This window comes from Mesorhizobium sp. M7D.F.Ca.US.004.01.2.1 (genome assembly GCF_003997785.1).
Classification (GTDB): domain Bacteria; phylum Pseudomonadota; class Alphaproteobacteria; order Rhizobiales; family Rhizobiaceae; genus Mesorhizobium; species Mesorhizobium loti.
In genome coordinates this window covers 1-5,591 of record NZ_RZRQ01000355.1, presented here as the reverse complement: position 1 = coordinate 5,591, position 5,591 = coordinate 1, and the positions used below count along the sequence as shown (strand labels likewise).

General features: G+C 62.3%; 8 protein-coding genes. 5 read left to right on the top strand and 3 right to left on the bottom strand.

Annotated features, from left to right (window positions below):
* A partial coding sequence (locus tag EN993_RS30085) for a glutathione S-transferase family protein (protein ID WP_164757899.1) occupies positions 1-276 on the bottom strand: 276 nt, incomplete at its 3' end.
* Positions 277-371: 95 nt separating this feature from the next.
* On the opposite strand from EN993_RS30085, the gene EN993_RS30080 reads away from it, so the two are divergent.
* Complete coding sequence (locus EN993_RS30080) at positions 372-830, top strand: MarR family winged helix-turn-helix transcriptional regulator (RefSeq protein WP_126069481.1); 459 nt, start codon at positions 372-374, stop codon at positions 828-830.
* 29 nt (positions 831-859) lie between these two features.
* Here the strand turns inward: EN993_RS30080 and EN993_RS30075 are convergent, their stop codons facing one another.
* A complete protein-coding gene (locus tag EN993_RS30075) occupies positions 860-1,291 on the bottom strand; it encodes a DUF1772 domain-containing protein (protein ID WP_164548880.1) in 432 nt (143 codons plus the stop codon).
* A 156-nt stretch (positions 1,292-1,447) separates the two neighbouring features.
* Between EN993_RS30075 and EN993_RS30070 the strand changes: the two genes are divergently transcribed.
* Both EN993_RS30070 and ilvC read left to right on the top strand, forming a co-directional pair.
* Positions 1,448-2,101 carry a TetR/AcrR family transcriptional regulator gene (locus EN993_RS30070; protein WP_164757898.1) on the top strand — a complete coding sequence of 218 codons (654 nt, stop codon included), beginning with the start codon at positions 1,448-1,450 and terminating at the stop codon, positions 2,099-2,101.
* A 25-nt stretch (positions 2,102-2,126) separates the two neighbouring features.
* Positions 2,127-3,146 (top strand): ketol-acid reductoisomerase, encoded by a 1,020-nt coding sequence (gene ilvC / locus EN993_RS30065; RefSeq protein WP_013531065.1) that lies wholly within the window; start codon positions 2,127-2,129, stop codon positions 3,144-3,146.
* Positions 3,147-3,238: 92 nt separating this feature from the next.
* Here ilvC and EN993_RS30060 read toward each other — a convergent pair whose 3' ends face one another.
* Complete coding sequence (locus EN993_RS30060; RefSeq protein WP_126069478.1) at positions 3,239-3,805, bottom strand: BA14K family protein; 567 nt, start codon at positions 3,803-3,805, stop codon at positions 3,239-3,241.
* 189 nt (positions 3,806-3,994) lie between these two features.
* Here EN993_RS30060 and EN993_RS30055 point away from each other — a divergent pair, with 189 nt between their 5' ends.
* Both EN993_RS30055 and EN993_RS30050 read left to right on the top strand, forming a co-directional pair.
* Positions 3,995-5,107 (top strand): endonuclease/exonuclease/phosphatase family protein, encoded by a 1,113-nt coding sequence (locus EN993_RS30055; protein ID WP_126069477.1) that lies wholly within the window; start codon positions 3,995-3,997, stop codon positions 5,105-5,107.
* Between the two features lie 5 nt (positions 5,108-5,112).
* On the top strand, positions 5,113-5,591 hold a 479-nt coding region (locus tag EN993_RS30050), incomplete at its 3' end, for a hypothetical protein (protein WP_127265601.1).

Genomic DNA, 5,591 nt, shown 5'->3' with positions numbered 1-5,591 from the left:
GGCATAGGGGTCGGCAGGGTGGAGGGGGTTGGCCTGCGTCTCTTCGAGGAATTCGAGGATGGCGGCCGATTCGAAGATCACCGTTTCCTCGCCATTTCGCTGCACGCGCAGCAGCGGCACCTTGCCGAGCGGCGAGATCGCCTTGAACCAGTCCGGCTTGTTGGCGAGGTCGATGTCGACGCGCTCGAACGGCACGCCCTTTTCGGCCAGTGAAATCGCGGCGCGCTGCACATAGGGGCACAGATGATGGCTGACGAGAATGAGCTTGTGGTTCATCGGGTTTTCCAAAGTTAATGCAATTGCATCTATGTAGATGCATGCGCATCGATCGTCAAGCTTGATGCATCTGCATCTATCGCCTATGTTGGACCATGACCAAGAAAGCCACGCCTTCGCCCGGAGCCATCAAGGCCTGGGCCCGCCTGATGCGGGTTTCGCGCCAGCTGATGGAAAGCGCTGAAGAGGCGTTGAAGGCCGCTGGCCTGCCGCCGCTTGCCTGGTACGACGTGCTGCACGAGCTTGCCGAGGCGGGCGAGGGCGGGCTGCGGCCGTTCCAGCTGATCGAGCGCACCTTGTTTGCGCAATACAACATTTCGCGGCTGCTGGCCCGGCTCGAGGCCGATGGGCTCGTCGAGAAACTGCCGGTGGCCGATGACGGCCGTGGCCAGACCATCCGCATCACGACCAACGGTCGCGAGACGCGTCGTCAGATGTGGGCTGTCTACGGACGGTCGATCGCGGAACTGGTTGGCGCCAAACTGTCGGCGGATGAGTTGACCATGATCTCGGCTCTGCTTGGACGGTTACGGCATCCGCCTGTCGCGGACTGATGCCATGGCGCCGAGCCGACCTGGCTAGGTCAGGCCAGATGGCTGCCCCAGAGAAACGCCAGCGTCGCCAGCACGCCAAGTGCCGTGCGAACCAGGTGCAGGTTGCCCCATTTGACGATCAGGGACCTGGCTTGAGGATTGCCGGCGCCCGCGTCCATCGCCTCCAGCACCCTGTTGGTCGGCATCATGGTAATCAGCGTCCATGGCCAGGGCAGGATGATCAACACCGCGCCAACCAGGAAGGCAAAACCGCTGGTCTGCCACCAAGCAGCTAGGCCGAGAACGCAGGCGACAATGGCAATCGACGCCTGCATGGCGGCGCCGCGCTTGTAGGAGGGCTGCCATTCCTGCAGCAGTGCCCTGTCGTCGAGAGCAAGCCGCGCCGGCTGTTCGGCAACACTGACGTAGATCGCAGCGCCGGAGAATGCGGCGGCAACCGTCAAGGCAAGCAACCCGATCAGCATCTTCTTTCCCCGCGCAAGCCATCCGGCACTGATGCCGTCCAGACAGAAATAGGGCTTGCAAGGCTCGGAACAATACGCCATAGATCAGGCGAACCGTAACGTACGGTACGGCTCGCCGGAATAACCGATGGCCCTGCCTTTCGAGAGAAGAGCGTGTTGCACAGCGTGCCCGAGATCGACACCAGCGAAGCGCTGACGGAGCGGCAGAAGGCCGTGCTCGACGCAGCGTTGCGGCTGTTGGTCGAGGAGGGCGATCAGCTCACAATGACCGCCGTGGCGCGCCGCGCCAGCTGCTCCAAGGAAACGCTCTACAAATGGTTCGGCGATCGTGACGGGCTGCTGACGGCGACGGTGCAGTGGCAGGCTTCGAAAGTGCGGGTGGCACAGGTCGACGGCAAGGGGCTCGATCTGGCCTCGCTGACCGCAAGCCTCGAACGCTTCGCTTCCGATTGGCTGAAGGTGATCTCCAGTGACACCTCGATCGCGCTCAACCGGGTCGCGGTCAGCCATGCCGGTTCCGGCAAGGACAATCTCGGCGCCGTGGTGCTGGAGAACGGCCGCTTCGCATTGGCCAAACGGCTGAAGCCTGTGCTTGAGGCAGGCCGTCAGGCCGGGCTGCTCGACTTTGCGGATGCCGAGACGGCGTTCCGCACCTTTTTCGGGCTGGTCGCCCGCGACGTGCAGATCCGTCTGCTGCTCGGCGACCGGCTGGAATTGACTGAAGCGACAATCGGCGGCGATGCCACCGGGGCGACGCAACAGTTTCTCGCTCTTTTCGGAGCAACAACCGGGTCGCAAGGCCTCTGATTCATAAAACGGGAAGGAAGACAAAATGCGCGTCTATTACGATCGTGATGCTGATCTCAATCTGATCAAGGGCAAGAAGGTCGCCATCATCGGCTACGGCAGCCAGGGCAGGGCGCATGCGCTCAACCTCAAGGATTCCGGTGCCAAGGAGATCGCCATCGGCCTCAAGGCTGGTTCCGCGACCGCTAAGAAGGTCGAAGCCGATGGGCTCAAGGTGATGAGCGTGGCGGACGCCGCCAAATGGGCCGACCTGATGATGATGGCAACGCCGGACGAACTGCAGGCCGACATCTACAAGAACGAGATCGCGCCGAACATCCGCGATGGTGCGGCGATCGCTTTCGCGCATGGCCTCAACGTGCATTTCGGCCTGATCGAGCCGAAGTCGACGGTCGACGTCGTCATGATCGCGCCGAAGGGTCCCGGCCACACGGTGCGCGGCGAATACCAGAAGGGCGGCGGCGTGCCGTGCCTGGTCGCGGTCAACCAGGATGCTTCGGGCAATGCGCTCGACCTGGCACTGTCCTACGCCTGCGGCGTCGGCGGCGGCCGTTCGGGCATCATCGAGACCAATTTCCGCGAGGAATGCGAGACCGATCTGTTCGGCGAGCAGGTCGTGCTGTGCGGCGGTCTGGTCGAGCTGATCCGTGCCGGCTTCGAGACGCTGGTGGAAGCCGGCTACGCGCCTGAGATGGCCTATTTCGAGTGTCTGCACGAGGTCAAGCTGATCGTCGACCTGATCTATGAAGGCGGCATCGCCAACATGAACTACTCGATCTCGAACACCGCCGAATGGGGCGAATATGTCTCGGGCCCACGCATCATCACCGCCGAGACCAAGGCCGAGATGAAGCGCGTGCTGAAGGACATCCAGACCGGCAAGTTCACCTCGGAATGGATGCAGGAGTACCGCGCCGGCATGTCCCGCTTCAAGGGCATCCGCCGCAACAATGACAGCCACCAGATCGAGGAAGTCGGCGCCAAGCTGCGCGCGATGATGCCGTGGATTTCCAAGAACAAGCTGGTCGACAAGGCCAAAAACTGAGCGAAAGTCCATACGTCGAAAACGGCAGCTTCGAAGAACAAAAAACGGCGCCATATGGCGCCGTTTTTCATTTCTGGCTACAGGCTAGCTCATCAATAGGGCGAGTAGCACTGCTGGCGCGGGCCGTTGTAGGGCTGGAACGTGTTGTCGTAGGCCCGGTAGGACCGGTAGCGGCTGTAGCACCATTGGACATGGGCGCTCGAAAGCCGGCCGGCACGGTAGTAGCGGCGCGGCGGCGGTGCATCGTAGTAGTTGTAGTTGTTGTACATGCTGCCGATGCCCAGCCCTAGCCCAAGGCCCAGGAGTGCGGCCGCTCCATCATCGTGGTAACGGCCGCCGCGATAGTGATGACGGCGCCAACGCCAATTGTCTCCGCGATCCCAGTTGCCGCCGCCGTTCCAGTTGCCTCCACCGTTCCAGTGTCTGCGGCCTCCGTTCCAGTTGCCCGACCGGCGCCATCTCCAATCGTTGTTGAACTGCCGGTCATTGCCGCCCGCCCAGCTATCGCGCACTGGCGTGACCGTCGGCGCCGCCGTACTGGTGGGGATCGACATGTTAGGCTGCAGGATCGGTCCGGCGGCGGATGGTGCCGTGACGCCAGAGAGGATACCCAGGGCTATCAACCCAGATTTGACCGTGGAAGAAAAGAGCGAATTCATTGCACTCTCCAAGAGTTACAGGCCCCACGCCCACCCGAGGAATGGGGCAACAATGGATGTTTGCATCTGAACGGCGGATGAACGGAAAGGTTCCGTCAACCATGGCGCGAAAGCCCCGAGGGCCAATCGATCTCCGCTGGTGGTCCTGCGAGCTTGTTTTCTCCAGCACTTGCGGGCAAATGTCATGGCATGTCGCTGCGCCTTGCCACCTTCAATGTCGAGAACCTGATGAACAGGTTCGATTATTCCGGCTATCGCAACCAGCTCAACGAGGATCGCACGCTGGCGCTGTTCGATATCCAGAGCGAAGCCGAATACAAGATGCTGGAGCAGGCCCGCGCCATTGCCCAGTCCGACGACACGCGCCAGCTGACGGCGCTGGCGATCGCGGCCACACGCGCCGACATCATCTGTATGCAGGAGGTCGACAATATCGAGGCGCTGAAGGCCTTCGAATATGGCTACCTGTTCAAGATGGTGGGGCAGGGCTACCGGCAGAAATACACCACATCGGGCAATGATTCGCGCGGCATCGACGTTGCCGTGATGATGCGCAACGAAACCGCGCAGGGCCAGCCGATCGAATTCGTGCGCATGACCAGCCACGCCTATGTCACCTATGAACAGTTTGGACTGCACACGCCGGAGCTTGCGGCACTCGGCAACCAGGCCAATGAACGCATCTTTCGGCGCGACTGCCTGGAAGTCGACGTCACCGTGGGCGGCGTGCCGCTGACGCTTTACCTCGTGCATTTCAAGTCGATGGGCTCGCCGCGCAACGGGCTCGACGGGCGCGAGGCGACGATGCCGGTGCGCATCGCGGAGGCGCAAGCCGTGCGACGGATCATCGAGGAGCGTTTTGGCAAGGACCATGCCGCCGACAAGCGGTGGGCGATCTGCGGCGACATGAATGATTACCGCCAGCGCGTGAAGATCGCCGGCGACGCAATCGACGGCTATCGCTTCGAGGTGGTCGACGAGGCCGTGTCCTGTATCAATGTGCTGACAGAAGGCGGCTTCTGCGAAAATGTCGTCGAGCGGCGCCCCGAGATGAACCGCTGGAGTTTGTACCACACGCGCGGACCGGAAGAGCGACATCTGTGCCAGCTCGACTACATTTTGCTGTCGAAGGGGCTTGCCGCCAGCAACGCGACGGCCGTTCCCGACATCATCCGCAACGGCCAGCCCTGGCGCACCATTTTTCCGCCGGGGCAGGAAGTGGAGCGCTTTCCGCGAGCCGGCTGGGACCGCCCGAAGGCGTCGGACCATTGCCCGGTGGCCATCACCCTGGATATGACCTGAGCGACATGAGTTTCGACCTGCCGCGCAATGTCATCCTGCCGGTCGACGCCGTCGACGTCCGGCTCGATCCCGGTCCGCATCCTTTCGCCTTGGAGAATGCAGAGGCGATCGCCGAGAATTGGCAGCGCGAAATCGCTGCCAATCCGGCGCTGTTCGACGGCACGGTGGTGCTGCTGTCGCAACTCGCCTACCGCGACAACCGTCTCGTCGGCCGCTGCCATGCGGTCAACTACTCGACCTTCATGCTGTGGCGAAAACGGCGCGAGAATTCGGGCGCCGAGCACGCCTATGCGCATGCAGTGCTGGTGGCTGGCGACAATGCACTGGTGGCGATCCGTATGGGCCCGCAGACAGTCAATGCCGGCCGCGTCTATTTCGCCGCCGGCTCGTTCGAGCCGGTTGATTTTCGCGATGGGCAGGTCGATGTCGATTTCAACATGATCCGTGAGGTGCGCGAGGAAACCGGCCTCGACCTGTCAGGTGC